This is a genomic window from Sphingobacterium sp. BIGb0165 (genome assembly GCF_024810095.1).
GTDB lineage: Bacteria > Bacteroidota > Bacteroidia > Sphingobacteriales > Sphingobacteriaceae > Sphingobacterium > Sphingobacterium detergens.
Map to the genome: position 1 here is coordinate 55,816 of NZ_JANUEB010000002.1, position 15,940 is coordinate 71,755.

Below are 15,940 nucleotides of genomic sequence, written 5' to 3' on the forward strand. Positions count from 1 at the left end.
TGTACTTAAACCTTATAAATCGTCTTTTCATGAGTGATATAAAATTGGCAGAAGCTCCTCCGGGAGTAGAAGGCGCAGGTTTCTTTGCGACAAGCTTGGATAAAGCGATCGGATTGGCGCGCGCAAATTCATTGTGGCCCTTGCCTTTTGCGACATCCTGTTGTGGTATCGAATTTATGGCTACTATGGGTTCTACCTACGATTTGGCTAGATTCGGTGCAGAACGACCAAGTTTTTCTCCGCGTCAGGCGGATATGTTGTTGGTCATGGGAACTATTGCAAAGAAGATGGCTCCTGTCTTGAGGCAGGTCTATGTGCAAATGGCAGAGCCACGTTGGGTGATCGCTGTGGGGGCCTGTGCTTCTAGCGGCGGGATCTTCGACACCTATTCTGTATTGCAAGGGATAGATGAGGTGATTCCCGTGGACGTTTATGTGCCCGGTTGTCCTCCGCGTCCAGAAGCAATTTTGGATGGTGTATTGCGTTTGCAGGATATTGTAAAAAATGAATCGTTAAATAGGCGAAACACACCAGAATATAAGGCACTATTAGAAAAATACGGTATACATACTAATAAATAGAGGATGGAGAACAGTTTTTTATTGGAGAAACTCCAGGGAAATTTTCCTGACAAGATTGTAGAAATTCCAGATGCACATGATTTACTAACTATCCTTGTAAATGGGGATGATATAATCGATGTGCTGAGTTTTCTAAAGACAGATAGGGAATTGCAGTTTATTCATTTAACTGATATTACTGCTGTGCACTATCCTCATCTGGAGAAAGAATTTGCTGTTGTATACCATATTCATAGTTTGATCCACAATATCCGTATACGCGTAAAAGTGTTTTTGTACGGTCCAAATCCCGAAATTCCGACAGCAACAGTTGTTTGGAAGGGTGCAAATTGGATGGAACGTGAGACATTTGATTTTTTTGGGGTGAACTTTATAGGTCATCCGGATTTAAGAAGAATTCTGAACGTTGACGATATGGAGGTGTTTCCAATGCGAAAAGAATATCCTTTGGAAGATCCAAATCGAGTAGATAAAAAAGATTTGTATTTCGGCCGTTAATTTATATGATATGAGCGAGTTTATAAGCAAGATAACACCTAATCAACCCGTTTTCGATGATAACGATCCACAGGATGAGCTAATCACCCTGAATATTGGCCCTACCCACCCAGCTACACATGGTGTATTCCAGAATGTAGTGCAGATAGATGGGGAGCGTATCGTAAGTGGTGTTTCCACCATTGGCTATATTCATCGTGCTTTTGAGAAAATTGCTGAACACAGGCCTTTTTATCAGATCACTCCGTTGACGGATCGCTTAAATTATTGTTCGGCGCCTATCAATAATATGGGCTGGCATATGACAGTTGAAAAACTGTTAAATATTGAAATCCCGAAGCGTGTACAATATATGCGTGTTATTGTGATGGAGCTAGCACGTATAGCTGATCATATCATTTGTAATGGAATTTTGGGTGTTGATACTGGAGCCTTTTCTGGATTCTTATACGTAATGCAAGAACGCGAATTTATCTATGAGATCTTCGAAGAAATCTGTGGAGCACGCCTGACAACAAATATTGGGCGTATCGGTGGATTTGAGCGCGACTTTAATACAGTTGCTTTTGAGAAAATTCGTGAATTTCTAAAACGCTATCCGTCCGTACTGAGAGAATTTGAGGAGATGTTTGTGCGAAACAGAATCTTTATTGAACGAACATCGGGTGTTGCTGCTGTTACTCCAGAGGAGGCATTGGATTATGGTTGGTCCGGACCTATTCTAAGAGCAACAGGTGTAGACTATGATGTGCGGGTACAAAACCCCTACTGTTCGTATGAGGAGTTTGATTTTGATGTGCCTGTTGGAGCAACAGGAGATGTATATGACCGATTTATGGTCAGAAATGAGGAAATGTGGCAATCACTTCGCATCATTGAACAAGCCCTGGAAAAAATCGAGAAAGAGCCCAAAGGTGTGTTTCATGCGGAAGTGCCCGATTTTTATCTGCCCCCAAAAGAGCAGGTTTATACCAATATGGAAGCACTGATATATCACTTTAAAATCGTTATGGGGGAAGTAGATACACCTAAAGCTGAAGTCTATTATGCGGTAGAGGGTGCAAATGGCGAATTGGGATTTTATTTGATTCACGATGGTGGCCGCTCGCCTTATCGTCTTCATTTTAGACGGCCTTCTTTCGTCAATTATCAGATGTTTGCCCCTATGAGTGCGGGAATGCTAATATCCGATGCGATTTTAAATATGAGTAGTCTTAACGTTATAGCAGGAGAATTAGATGCTTAGTGTAAAACAACATAATGAAAATGTAACGTTTTCCCCAGAACTATTGGCCAAGTTTGGAGAAGTAGTGAGCCGTTATCCGGAAGGGAAGCAAAAATCTGGTCTATTGCCTATTTTGCATTTGGTCCAAGCAGAATTTGGTTGGCTTAGCGCCGATGCAATGGATCAGGTGGCTGTTTATCTCCATATTTTACCTATTGAGGTCTATGAGGTTGCAACTTTCTATACGATGTTTTTGTTGGAGCCTAAAGGTAAATACGTGCTGGAGATCTGTCGTACTGGTCCTTGTTGCTTAGTTGGGGCGGAACGAATTATGACACATTTGGAACAGAAACTTGGGGTAAAAGAGGGGCAGGTAACAGCAGATGGGCTTTTCTCCTGGCGTGGTGTTGAATGTCTGGCTGCCTGTGGTTTTGGTCCGGTTCTACAAATTGGTCCTGAGTATACATTCTATGAGAATTTGAATGAAGACAAGGTGGATGAATTGATTGATAATTTAAAAGCTAAAACGGAATAATATGGCACGTAAACTTTTGCTGACACATATCGATGTTCCTGGCATTAATACCTTTGAAGTATATCGTCAAAAAGGAGGGTATGCTGCTGTTGAGAAGGCAATAAAAACGATGTCTCCTGAGGATGTGGTCGAGGAAGTGAAAAAATCTGGATTACGTGGAAGAGGTGGCGCTGGATTCCCTACGGGAATGAAATGGTCTTTTTTGGCCAAGCCGGAAGGGGTGCCACGTTATTTGGTTTGTAATGCTGATGAGTCTGAACCGGGTACATTTAAGGATCGCTATTTAATGACTTATATCCCACATGCGTTGATTGAAGGGATGATTGTTGCCAGTTTTGCGTTGGGTGCACATACTTCATACATCTATGTGAGAGGGGAAATGATGCCACAGATCAGAATCTTGGAACGTGCTATTGCTGAAGCAAAGGAGAAGGGGTTTTTAGGTAAAAATATATTGGGTTCAGGCTATGATCTGGAGATATATGTCCAACCGGGTGGTGGTGCATATATCTGTGGGGAAGAGACCGCTTTGTTGGAATCTTTGGAAGGGAAGCGCGGGAATCCGCGTATTAAACCACCGTTCCCTGCTATAGCAGGATTATATAACTGTCCGACTGTAGTAAATAACGTAGAGTCTATTGCGGCAACCGTTCCCATTATTAACTTGGGCGGAGAAGAGTACGCAAAGATCGGTGTCGAGCGTAGTACAGGGACTAAATTGATTTCGGCCAGTGGTAATATCGTTAAACCTGGGGTATATGAAATTGAACTGGGGCTACCGGTAGAAGAATTTATCTATTCGGATGAATACTGTGGTGGTATAGCTAACGGAAAACGGATGAAAGCTGTTGTGGCCGGAGGTTCTTCGGTACCGATTCTTCCAGCAAACCTTATCCTGAAAACGGCCGCAGGAAACAGTCGTTTGATGACTTATGAGTCGTTGTCTGATGGGGGCTTTCAAACAGGAACAATGCTTGGCTCGGGTGGTTTTATCGTATTTGATGAGGATCAATGCGTGGTCCGCAACACTTGGAATTTTGCTCGGTTCTATCATCATGAAAGTTGTGGGCAATGTTCGCCATGTCGTGAGGGAACCGGATGGATGGAAAAAGTGTTGCATAAAATTGAAAGTGGGCATGGATCGATGTCCGATATTGACTTGCTTTGGGATGTACAGCGCAAGATCGAGGGAAATACAATCTGTCCATTGGGTGATGCTGCCGCTTGGCCAGTAGCTGCTGCGATCAGGCACTTTCGGGATGAGTTTGAATGGCATATACTACATCCTGAAGAATCACAAACAAGAAATTATGGATTGGCACATTACGCAGATCCATTGCAACCAATTGTATCATAATAAAAGCTGTAACGATAAATTATAAATATCATGGCAGAAGCGGAAGATGTAAAGTTTAAGGTCACAATCGACGGTATACCAGTGGAGGTATCACCAGGGACAACCATATTGAATGCAGCAAGGCAAATTGGTGGCGACATCGTTCCGCCAGCAATGTGCTATTACTCAAAATTGGAAGGGAGTGGCGGAAAGTGTCGTACTTGTTTAGTGAAGGTTTCGAAAGGGTCTGAGAAGGATCCTCGGCCAATGCCAAAATTGGTGGCATCCTGCCGGACTACTGTTATGGATGGCATGGAGGTACAAAATATCACTTCACCAGAAGTAGTAGAGGCTAGAAAGGGTGTTGTTGAGATTCTTTTGATCAATCATCCACTGGATTGTCCGATATGCGACCAAGCTGGTGAGTGTAAATTACAAGATCTAGGGTATGAACATGGCAGCGCCGATACACGATATGAATTTGATCGAAGAACGTTTGAACAAATTGATCTAGGTGACAAAATCCAATTGCACATGAATCGCTGTATCCTATGCTATCGTTGTGTTTATGTGGCTAACCAATTGACAGATCAACGCGTGCATGGTATTTTGGGCCGTGGAGATCACTCTGAAATATCTACTTATATCGAAAATATCATTGACAATGATTTTTCGGGAAATGTTATTGATGTATGTCCAGTTGGGGCACTCACCGATAAAACGTTCCGTTTCAAAAACCGGGTATGGTTTACAAAGCCGGTAGATGCGCACCGTGATTGTCCGACATGTTCCGGTAAAGTGACTTTATGGTATAAAGGAGAAGAGGTTATCCGTGTAACTGCTCGGAAAGATGAATTTGGTGAGGTAGAAGAATTTATCTGTAATACCTGTCGCTTTGATCAGAAAAAAACAAGTGATTGGATCTTGGATGAACCAACAGAAATTAATTCGCAATCTGTTATCTCGGCCAATCATTATGAACTATTTAACCCGCCAAAAGTCGTGAAGGAGAATCCGATACTTCAACAGCAAAATCGCGAACAGTTGGCTAGAACAGAAAAATTGAAATAAGCAGGAATCATGGAGTGGTCTTTTGTTATAGAAAAATTGATATTGGTGTCTGTGATCTTCGTGATTACCTTGGTGATTGCGATGTATTCAACGCTAGCAGAACGTAAAATAGCAGGTTTTATGCAGGATCGATATGGTCCTGATCGGGCTGGTATATTTGGGATCTTGCAACCATTGTGTGATGGTGGAAAGTTCTTCTTTAAGGAAGAGATTATTCCCGCTGGCGCACATAAGGTGCTTTTTATTGTCGGACCGACCATCGCAATCATTACCGCCTGTATCAGTTCGGCTGTTATCCCTTGGGGGCAGGAACTGCAGATTGGAGATCGTGTAGTCTCTCTACAGGTTGCAGATGTCAATGTCGGTATATTGTACATGTTTGGTGTGATCGCTTTAGGGGTATATGGCATCATGTTGGGCGGATGGGCATCCAATAATAAATTTTCTTTAATGGGCGCAATTCGTGCGGCATCACAAAGTATTAGCTATGAAATAGCTATGGGCCTTTCCATTATCGCGTTATTGATGGTGACACAAAGTCTCTCCCTTAAAGAAATTGTAGCCCAACAATCTGGTTTTGTCAATTGGAATATCTGGGCACAACCACTTGGATTTATTATTTTCATGGTTTGTGCATTTGCGGAGTGTAACCGTGTTCCCTTTGATTTACCAGAATGTGAGACTGAATTGGTTGGCGGTTATCATACAGAGTATTCTTCCATGAAATTGGGGCTCTATATGTTCTCCGAATACATTAATATGTTTGTTTCTTCGGCATTGATGGCATCTCTTTACTTTGGAGGGTATAATTTCCCTTTTATGAATGACCTAGGGCTGTCAGCAAATTGGATCACAATTATTGGTGTCATCGTATTCTTCCTTAAAATATTTGGATTTATCTTTTTCTTTATGTGGGTACGCTGGACTTTACCACGGTTCCGTTATGATCAATTGATGAATCTGGGCTGGAAGATGCTGATTCCGTTGGCTATTGCCAATATTGTACTTACAGGTGTATTTACATTGATAAAAGATACTTATTTCTCATCATAAGAAAGGATTTTTATGCAACTAAGCAATCGTAAGAAAGTAATCGAACAAAAACCAATGACCTTTTCGGAAAGAATCTATTTTCCGGCAATTATCAGGGGTTTACGGATTACATTGAGACATTTTTTTAAGAAAATTCCTACTGTTAAATATCCTGAGGAAATAAGACCTTACTCGAAGAATTTTAGGGGGCAACACTCGCTGAAGCGTGATGAGGAAGGACGAGAACGCTGTACCGCATGTGGATTATGTGCGTTGTCATGTCCTGCGGAGGCCATTACAATGACTGCTGCTGAGCGTAAAAAAGGTGAAGAACATCTTTATCGCGAAGAAAAGTACGCATCAGTTTATGAAATTAATATGTTGCGTTGTATTTTCTGCGGTCTTTGTGAAGAAGCCTGTCCAAAAGAAGCTATTTATTTGGATGGTCCACATGTGACAGCAGATTACCTGCGTAAGGATTTTATATATGGGAAGGATAAGCTGGTCGAGCCGACCTATGATATTACCAAATTAAAGAGCTAATTCAAGAAATTATGACAGTATTTTATTTAGTAGCCTTCTTGTCTATTTTCTTTGCGCTGATGACCATCTTTACAAAGAACCCTGTGCATAGTGTATTGTACCTGGTCATTACTTTTTTCACATTTACAGTGCATTACATTTTATTGAATGCCCAGTTTTTGGCTGTGGTCAATTTTATTGTCTATATGGGGGCGATCATGGTACTCTTTTTATTTGTGCTCATGCTGCTCAATTTAAATAAGGATACCGAACCGATGAAATCCAATCTGGTCAAATTTATGGGGGTAATTGCCGGTTGTTGTCTTTTGGTTACCTTTTTTGGAGTATATCGTGTGTTTGAGATCTCCAACCCCTTGACTGTCATTAATCCCGAAATTGGATTGGTGAAAAATCTGGGCAAGGTATTGTTTAACGAATTTTTGCTTCCTTTTGAGTTGTCCTCTTTATTATTATTGACAGCCATGATAGGAGCGATTTTATTAGCTAAGAAAGAACCTAAACAAATCTAATGGAAACAGTTGTTCAACAGTTGCAAGGCGTACCGATAAATCATTATTTGATTTTTTGCACTATTATTTTTGCTATTGGTGTGATCGGCGTATTGATCCGTCGTAATGTAATTATTATTATGATGTCTATTGAATTGATGCTTAACGCTGTCAACCTGCTATTAGCAGCTTTTTCGGTGCAGCATGGCGATTCATCAGGACAGGTGTTTGTCTTCTTTATTATGGCACTTGCAGCCGCGGAAGTAGCCGTCGGTCTGGCTATTATTATTATGGTATATCGGAATACGAAGTCTGTGGATATCGATTCCTTAAATAAACTTCGTTGGTAGAACTTAAGAAATAAATACGATGAGTGAATTAATTTGGTTGATTCCCCTTTTGCCCTTGATCGGGTTTATAGTAAATGGATTGGGCAGAAATGCATTTTCCAAAGGTATGATTGGTGCTTTGGGCAGTGCCGTGGTTCTTATTTCTTTTATCTGCAGTTGCATCCTTTTTTCTGAAGTATATCAATCAAGACAGGCAGGACAGGCAGGAGTTATCGAACAACATCTATTTGACTGGATATCAGTGGGGCATCTCAAAATAAGTTTGTCCTTTTTAGTAGATCCATTGAGTGCGATTATGTTGTTGATCGTGACAGGTATCGGCTTTTTGATCCATATTTATTCTATTGGGTATATGCATCATGATCACGGATTCGGTAAGTTTTTCGCCTACTTGAATCTATTTATCTTTTTCATGCTGCTCTTGGTGTTGGGCTCTAATTACCTTGTCATGTTTATCGGTTGGGAAGGTGTCGGACTCTGTTCTTATCTACTCATCGGATTTTGGTATAAAAATACGTCTTATGCAAATGCTGCGAAAAAGGCATTTGTGATGAATAGAATTGGTGATTTAGGATTCTTGTTAGCGGTATTTTTGATCCTGGGGACTTTCGGATCACTTGAATTTTCTACGGTATTTGCAGGGGCAAAGAATTTTGCTGTTGGTGACATCGCCGTGGTGAGTATCACCATATTGCTATTTATCGCCGCAACAGGTAAATCTGCACAAATCCCATTATTTACCTGGTTGCCAGACGCGATGGCTGGTCCTACACCTGTATCGGCCTTGATACACGCAGCGACTATGGTGACAGCGGGGATCTATATGATCGCTCGATCCAATGTATTGTTTGTACTCTCGCCGATTACATTGCAGCTTATTTCCATTATAGCGATTTGTACTGCCTTGTTGGCCGCTGCAATCGCAATAACGCAAAATGATATTAAGAAAGTACTGGCTTATTCTACAGTTTCTCAATTAGGTTATATGTTTCTTGGTCTAGGCGTGGGAGCATTTACCGGTGCATTTTTTCACGTATTGACTCATGCGTTCTTTAAAGCCTTATTATTTCTCGGTGCAGGGTCAGTTATTCATGGTATGAGTGATGAACAGGATATGCGAAAGATGGGTGGATTAAAGAAAGCAATGCCAATTACTTATATCACTATGCTAATTGGAACGATAGCAATTGCAGGTATCCCACCATTTTCCGGATTTTTCTCTAAAGATGAAATATTAGCCAATGCATTTGCTGCCAATCCACTCTTATGGGGCTTCGGATTTTTGGGAGCGTTAATGACGGCTTTCTATATGTTCAGAATGCTATTCATGACATTCTCTGGCTCATTTAGAGGCACCGACGAACAAAAGCATCACCTACACGAATCACCAAAAAGTATGACAATCCCTTTAATGGTATTAGCGGTGCTTTCTGTTGTTGTTGGAGCGATCAATTTACCCGCAGCGCTAGGTGGAAATCATTGGTTGGAGAATTTTCTTGCGCCGGTGTTTGCTGAGGGGAAAGCATTGATTCCTGCTGCACATCATTTGGAGCATAGCACCGAATATATGTTAATGGCGGTTTCTGTAGTTGGTGTATTAATTATGGTTGGCCTAGCATACAACGTTTATGTGAAGCGTCAGCAAATGCCTGCTGGAGATGAAGCTCCGCGAGGCTTTCTGGCAAATCTTTCCTACCATAAATTTTATGTGGATGAACTTTATGATGCGGTCGTTGTACGCCCGATCAACTGGCTATCGACTTTCTTTGGTCAGGTCGTGGATCAACGTGGTATTGATGGTATTGTTAATGGAGCCGGTAAAGCAACATTCGATACAGGAAAAGTACTTCGCTTGCTTCAAAATGGAAATGTTGGGTTTTATTTATTGATGATGGTAATTGGAGTGATTGCTATTTTCGTTTATGGATTTTTGAGTCTTTAATATTTAGTATAATCGATGGATAACCTTTTCTTACTTATTTTATTGCCGTTAATCAGCGCATTGATTTTAGCTTTATTAAAGACCAATGCCGCCAAGTCAATAGCATTGATTTTATCAATAGTATCGCTCGCATTGACTATCCCATTCCTTTGTCAATTTGATCCAAATGGAGGAATGCAATTCGAAAAAAATTGGGAGTGGATTTCTGCTTTGCATATTCATTTTCATCTTGGGATAGACGGGATTAGCTTGCCGCTGATACTGTTGACCAATGGATTGATGCCTTTCATTATTGCGACAACTTTTTCTAAAGACTATAAGGGCAATTTTTATGCATTGATGGCTTTTATGCAAGCTGGATTACTGCTTGTGTTTATGGCATTGGATGCTTTTACGTTCTATGTGGGTTGGGAAATCGCTTTGATTCCGATTTATTTTATTTGCGCACTATGGGGCGAAGGTGACCGTATTCGGGTTAATCTAAAGTTTTTCATTTATACTTTTTTGGGAAGCCTTTTGATGTTGATTGGAATTCTTTATCTCTATCAACAGGTACCAAACCACGATTTTGAATGGACTTCTTTTATCGCTTTGGAGCTTGGGGATAACACACAACGTTGGTTATTCTGGGCATTTTTTATCGCATTTGCGATAAAGATTCCCATCTTTCCGTTTCACACTTGGCAGCCGAATACATATACAAATGCACCGGCGGCCGGAACCATGTTGTTAGCTGGTATTATGTTGAAAATGGGGGTATATGGTTTAATGCGTTGGTTATTGCCCGTAGTTCCTACAGGGGTCGCTTTGTATGGGCAATTTGCAATGATCTTATGTGTCATTGGAATTGTTTATGCCTCTATCATCGCCATTAAGCAGGACGATGCTAAACGGTTGATCGCGTACTCCTCTATTGCGCACGTTGGATTGATCAGTGCGGGGGTCTTCACTTGGAATACAAATGGTCTAAGTGGCGCAACGATACAAATGTTAAATCACGGTATTTCGGTCATTGGACTTTTTTATGTACTGGATATAGTGCAGCAACGTACACAAACACGCAGTCTTTCAGAACTTGGTGGAATTGCGAGTAAGGCTCCGAAACTAGCGATCTTTTTTATGATTATCTGTATGGGTGCAGTTGGGCTGCCCCTAACCAACGGTTTTATAGGTGAGTTTCTGTTATTGAAAGGTGTATTTCAATATGGATTCTGGTTTGCAGTTTTCGGCGGACTAACGTTAATATTAGGGGCTGTCTATACGCTTCGCCTTTATCAGCAGACGATGTTGGGGGAAACTACGGACAAAACCATGCAGTTTGAAGATGTAAAAGGGGGAGAACTCGTTGTATTGAGTTTGATCTCCTTCTTGATTCTTTATATCGGTATATTCCCGAATTTCCTATTGAATCTTTCTGCGGGTTCAGTGGAAGTTTTAAGCACATTTTTAGGCAGATAAATAGATATATCAATTTGTATGGGAGCTATAATTACACTTTCAATATTAGCATTAGTTGTTCTTTATCTTGGCTTGTTCAAAGCGAAAACCTTGCTTTTGCCGGTTTCCATCCTTGGATTCTTAGTAGCGATTGGTTTTTTATTGAACGATTGGGCAACTGACAACGGGCCTCTTTTCAGTGGGATGGTTCATTTCGATCATTACGCGATTGCTTTTTCGGTTTTATGCATCGTCGTTACTTTGTGCATATTTATTATCTCAAAAGGGTATTTTGATGAAGGAGGGCAGGTTGCAGAGTATTATTCATTACTGATATTTTCGTTGACGGGGGCTGTTTTGGTAAATAGCTATCACAATTTCTCCATGCTCTTTTTGGGTATAGAAATCATGTCCGTGGCGCTTTATATTTTAGTCGGTATCCGTAAACGGGATAAAGCGTCAAATGAGGCCGCACTGAAATACTTTTTAATGGGCGCATTTTCGACCGGATTTTTACTGTTTGGTATTGCGTTATTATACGGAGCCACAGGTTCGTTCGATTTGGATGAGATAAAAGCCTATGTTGTGAATAATCCGCATGCGATTTCACCCTTATTTTATGGTGGTATCCTATTGCTTATCGTTGGGCTGACATTCAAAGTTGGGGCAGCACCATTTCACTTTTGGACGCCAGATGTGTATGATGGAGCGCCTATTCTGATTACAAGTTATATGAGTACTGTGGTCAAAGTGGCTTCTTTTGCAGGTTTATTACGCTTATTTAGTTACAGTCTACTTCCTTTACAAGATTTCTGGGAGCCTGTATTCTTGATTATAGCGATTATCACATTGTTTATCGGAAATATTTCGGCTTTAATGCAATCTTCTTTCAAGCGCATGCTGGCTTATTCCAGTATCTCTCATGCGGGTTATATGTTGTTTGCAATTATCGCCGTCGGAGCGAGTTCAGCGAATAGTATCTTTGCTTATGGGCTGGCCTATTCACTGGCAACAATTGTAGCATTTACAGGGCTGATCCTTGTAAAGAAGACAACGGGATCCGAACATTTTGAGGCGTTCAACGGACTAGGAAAACGAAATCCAATGTTAGCATTTGCTATGACAGTGGCTATGCTTTCACTTGCAGGTATTCCTTTAACCGCAGGATTTATTGGTAAGTTTATGATGTTCTCTTCGGTTATGGAGGATTACCACATTGTATTACTGATTTTGGCGGTGATTAATGCTGCTATAGCAGTTTACTATTATTTAAAAGTGGTGGTTGCAATGTACTTTAGAGATAGTGAAGAATCCTGTGTAAATGTGCAGTGGAACTATTCATTTGTTCTACTACTTGCAGTGGGATTGACAATTCTTATCGGCGTATATCCGGACTGTCTTTTAAAATTAATATAAAGTTTCTGTTAAAATACTTGTTGTTTAATAAAGCATAGCGATTTCGCTATGCTTTTTTTATATTTATTGATATAACTCTTGAATACAAATTGTATATTGTAAAAAAGAAATCCTATCAGTTTGCAGATGGTGTTTAAAGTGTGTGTTAAATATTTTTCAATAAGCTTTTTGAGTGTGTTGCTATTCCTACTGATGGGAGGAGAAGCAATTGCGCAAGAATTTATTCGTGGAAAGATTGTTGACGCACAGACAGGGAAGGGGATTAGTCGCGTCTCCATCAACTGGGTTGGGGAGGATGGCGGTGGCGTCAGCGATACGCTTGGTTATTTTAAGATTCTGGATAAAAAGCAATACAAGCAATTGGTATTTGGGGCTGTGGCTTATGAACGAAGGACAGTTGATGTCCGTCGTGGGCGTGATTCTTTGATGACTGTCCGGTTAACGGCGAAAGATAATACCTTGGATATGGTTGTTATTAATAGAAAAAATAAGAAGCCGAAAGATCCTGCGATTGCTTTAATAGAGCAGGTAATTGCCCATCGCTCGCAAAATCATTATAGCCGTATCCCTGAAATTCGTTTTGACGAATATGAGAAGACGCAATTTGGGTTTGTGAACCCCGAAGATAAAGCAAAGAAATTTCCAAAGCCGTTTCGGTTTCTTTTTGAGAATATAGATTCAGCTGTATTTAGAGGGGTGACGATCGCACCATTCTATTTGGAAGAAAATTATGCGAATGTTTATTCTTCATATGATCCTAACCGAAGCAAGAAGATCGTTATCAGCCATAATCAAACCGAACTAAATCCCCGTTTTTTTAATAACGACAATTGGCAGACCCGTTTTCAAACAATACTTCGAGATGTCGATCTATATGACAATACCATACAGGTTACGAATAAGGGTATATTGAGTCCAATAGCCACTGGCGCAACAGCCTTTTACAAATATCGTATACAGGATACCATTCAAATAGCGGGTAAAGACTATATCGAACTTCATTTTGAGGGTAAGTCTAAGATTGATTTATTGTTCTACGGTGTACTTTTGATATCAGATGATACACGTTATGCTGTTCATCAGGCGACACTGAATATTGGAAAGACTGCAAATATCAACTGGATCAATGATGTACAGATTGATCTGGGGTACAGCGAATTTAAAAATGGTAGTATGCTTCCGGTACATGCTGATTTAAAAATGTTGTTTGGAGGAAGTAAATCCGACGTTTTATATGGGCGGCGCGAAACGCAGTATCTTGGGCATAGGACAGATTCAATCTCAAATGAGAATTTTGTTGGTGTCCCTGTTGAAAAAAAGTACCTGCTGCAGTCTGCAACAAAAGTCCCAATAGTTCAAGTCAGACCTACACCATTAAGCAAGGCAGAATTGGGAGCCTATCAGAAAGTTGACTCCGTTCAAAACATGCGTTCTTTCAATCAGTTAGTTGCATTAGGCTATTTATTGGCCAAGGGATATTATAATGCAGGGAAGGTTGAGTTTGGACCATTAGAGTATCTCTATAGTCGTAATAACTATGAAGGCAATCGTATTCGATTGAGTGGTCGGACAACGCGTTTATTTTCCGAGAAAGCATTTATAGAGGGCTATACCGCCTATGGAGATAAAGACAAGGCAATAAAATATTATCTGAGTACAGCATTTACATTAAATGGAGAGCGCATTGTCCAATTTCCTGCGAACTACCTGCGCTTTACGGTACAGCATGATGTCATGGAGCCGGGGCGCAATTTAGGTTTCTTAAAAGGGGACGGATTTTTCAGGTCCTTTGGAAAGAACAGACCAAATAAGTGGCAATTCAATGATATTTATCGCCTTGATCATCTGATCGAATTTGGTAACCATGTTAGTATTGGAACAGCATTTACACATACCCGTAGACAACCTAGGGGCGATTTATTTTATGTCAATAGTTTACCTAATCCAGACACTATCCGTCGCGTAAATACCAACGATCTACAAGTCATTTTGCGCTGGGCTCCAAATGAAGATTTTACATATCATAATCTGGATCGTGGAACGGTAGAAAACAAATATCCAATTTTTACTCTTCAATATAACAAGGGCTTGAAAGGCTTTTGGGGAGCAGATTATAGTTATGATGCTTTGCGATTTAGTGTGTTCAAAAGATTATTTCTATCTCCGGCTGGTCAGGCCGATCTTCAGTTTTCAGGTGGAAGGATCTGGGGAAAACATTTGCCATATACCCTATTAGAGCTTCCCGAAGTCACTAGAGATAAATCTGGGCCTTTGGTAAATTTTGATTTGATGGCCACTTCGGAATTTGCATCGGATCAGTTTTTAAAATTGACCTATTATCACAATTGGAACGGTTTTTTCTTCAATAGAATCCCTTTATTTAAAAGACTGAAATGGCGTGAAGTTACTGGCTTCAAGGCTTTCTATGGAAAATTAAGCGACGTGAATAATCCTTTTGTTACCCCTGAAAATATTCAATTTGAAGCGGATAAAGACGGTATCATTCAAACTAAAGCGGACCGCGATAGACCCTATGTTGAAGGTTTGGTAGGTGTGGATAATATATTTAAATTGCTTAGATTAGAGTATAAAAAGAGATTGAGCTACAAAGGTGGAGAAGGAGTTCCTTCAGATACCTTCACAGCATCCATACATTTTAATTTTTAGCTTTATGATCCAATATTCGAACTTAAAATATGAGGTTAAAGATAGCATTGGCTATATTATAATCGATCGCGAGTCTCAGATGAATGCCTTGAATCAGGAGACGCTCGATGAGTTACAGGAGATTTTTAGGCACTTTAATGCGGATAATCATGTGCGCGGTATTATTTTGACAGGAGCTGGACACAAAGCTTTTGTCGCTGGTGCAGATATCAAGGAGTTTACCGACCTGTCTGTCGTTCAGGCGCGTTGGTTGAGCGAGCGCGGCCATATCATATTTACAGATCTTATTGAGGCAGCTCCAAAACCTGTTATAGCCGCTATTAATGGTTATGCGTTAGGGGGCGGACTTGAGATGGCATTGGCCTGTCATATGCGTATCGCTTCTGAAAACGCAAAAATGGGACTCCCAGAGGTTTCACTGGGATTAATACCTGGTTATGGAGGTACACAGCGCCTGCCTGCGTTAATAGGAAAGGGACGAGCGATGCAGATGATCCTGACCGGCGATATGATTGATGCACAGAAAGCCTACGAAATGGGAATGGTTAACGAAGTGGTTCCGCAGGAAAAGCTAATCGCTAGAGCAGAAGAAATCCTACAAAAAATATTTACACGATCACGCGTTGCGGTTGCCAATGCCATCGATGCCATCAATGCCGCCGGAGATAAAAAGCGGGATGGTAGCAAGGTGGAGATGGACGCATTTGGACATTTGTTCGGCACAGACGACTTCAAAGAAGGAGTTTCCGCTTTTCTTGAAAAAAGATCACCCAAATTTCCACTTTAAAAGTAGTTCTACCTGTGGGGTAAAGCGAGGTA

General features: G+C 40.7%; 15 protein-coding genes. All 15 read left to right on the plus strand.

What is annotated here, in order from left to right:
• The first annotated feature begins 29 nt into the window (after positions 1 to 29).
• On the plus strand, positions 30 to 581 hold the full coding sequence (locus M2408_RS04045) for an NADH-quinone oxidoreductase subunit B (RefSeq protein WP_077437314.1): 552 nt from the start codon (positions 30 to 32) through the stop codon (positions 579 to 581).
• A gap of 3 nt (positions 582 to 584) precedes the next feature.
• Positions 585 to 1,079, plus strand: a complete 495-nt coding sequence (locus M2408_RS04050; protein ID WP_259179508.1) for an NADH-quinone oxidoreductase subunit C — start codon at positions 585 to 587, stop codon at positions 1,077 to 1,079.
• A gap of 10 nt (positions 1,080 to 1,089) precedes the next feature.
• Positions 1,090 to 2,325, plus strand: a complete 1,236-nt coding sequence (locus M2408_RS04055) for an NADH-quinone oxidoreductase subunit D (RefSeq protein ID WP_259179511.1) — start codon at positions 1,090 to 1,092, stop codon at positions 2,323 to 2,325.
• Positions 2,318 to 2,839, plus strand: coding sequence for an NAD(P)H-dependent oxidoreductase subunit E (gene nuoE, locus M2408_RS04060; RefSeq protein ID WP_259179513.1), 522 nt, complete (start codon positions 2,318 to 2,320; stop codon positions 2,837 to 2,839). Before M2408_RS04055 ends, nuoE begins: the two co-directional genes overlap by 8 nt.
• Position 2,840: 1 nt before the next feature.
• Positions 2,841 to 4,196 carry an NADH-quinone oxidoreductase subunit NuoF gene (nuoF, locus tag M2408_RS04065; protein WP_259179517.1) on the plus strand — a complete coding sequence of 452 codons (1,356 nt, stop codon included), beginning with the start codon at positions 2,841 to 2,843 and terminating at the stop codon, positions 4,194 to 4,196.
• Between the two features lie 30 nt (positions 4,197 to 4,226).
• Positions 4,227 to 5,246: a 2Fe-2S iron-sulfur cluster-binding protein gene (locus M2408_RS04070; protein WP_259179519.1), complete on the plus strand. Its 1,020-nt coding sequence runs from the start codon at positions 4,227 to 4,229 to the stop codon at positions 5,244 to 5,246.
• Between the two features lie 9 nt (positions 5,247 to 5,255).
• On the plus strand, positions 5,256 to 6,299 hold the full coding sequence (nuoH, locus tag M2408_RS04075; RefSeq protein WP_077437309.1) for an NADH-quinone oxidoreductase subunit NuoH: 1,044 nt from the start codon (positions 5,256 to 5,258) through the stop codon (positions 6,297 to 6,299).
• Between the two features lie 12 nt (positions 6,300 to 6,311).
• Positions 6,312 to 6,821, plus strand: coding sequence for an NADH-quinone oxidoreductase subunit I (locus M2408_RS04080; RefSeq protein WP_259179520.1), 510 nt, complete (start codon positions 6,312 to 6,314; stop codon positions 6,819 to 6,821).
• A gap of 11 nt (positions 6,822 to 6,832) precedes the next feature.
• Positions 6,833 to 7,330: an NADH-quinone oxidoreductase subunit J gene (locus tag M2408_RS04085; protein ID WP_223581308.1), complete on the plus strand. Its 498-nt coding sequence runs from the start codon at positions 6,833 to 6,835 to the stop codon at positions 7,328 to 7,330.
• A complete protein-coding gene (gene nuoK / locus M2408_RS04090) occupies positions 7,330 to 7,659 on the plus strand; it encodes an NADH-quinone oxidoreductase subunit NuoK (RefSeq protein ID WP_077437306.1) in 330 nt (109 codons plus the stop codon). The genes M2408_RS04085 and nuoK overlap by 1 nt, the downstream gene beginning before the upstream one ends.
• Positions 7,660 to 7,678: 19 nt before the next feature.
• A complete protein-coding gene (nuoL, locus tag M2408_RS04095) occupies positions 7,679 to 9,601 on the plus strand; it encodes an NADH-quinone oxidoreductase subunit L (protein ID WP_259179525.1) in 1,923 nt (640 codons plus the stop codon).
• A 15-nt stretch (positions 9,602 to 9,616) separates the two neighbouring features.
• Positions 9,617 to 11,059, plus strand: a complete 1,443-nt coding sequence (locus M2408_RS04100) for a NuoM family protein (RefSeq protein WP_259179526.1) — start codon at positions 9,617 to 9,619, stop codon at positions 11,057 to 11,059.
• 18 nt (positions 11,060 to 11,077) lie between these two features.
• Positions 11,078 to 12,454: an NADH-quinone oxidoreductase subunit N gene (locus tag M2408_RS04105; RefSeq protein ID WP_259179529.1), complete on the plus strand. Its 1,377-nt coding sequence runs from the start codon at positions 11,078 to 11,080 to the stop codon at positions 12,452 to 12,454.
• A 174-nt stretch (positions 12,455 to 12,628) separates the two neighbouring features.
• Positions 12,629 to 15,121, plus strand: a complete 2,493-nt coding sequence (locus M2408_RS04110; protein WP_259179530.1) for a DUF5686 and carboxypeptidase regulatory-like domain-containing protein — start codon at positions 12,629 to 12,631, stop codon at positions 15,119 to 15,121.
• Between the two features lie 4 nt (positions 15,122 to 15,125).
• Positions 15,126 to 15,908, plus strand: a complete 783-nt coding sequence (locus M2408_RS04115) for an enoyl-CoA hydratase/isomerase family protein (protein ID WP_259179533.1) — start codon at positions 15,126 to 15,128, stop codon at positions 15,906 to 15,908.
• The last annotated feature ends 32 nt before the right edge of the window (positions 15,909 to 15,940 follow it).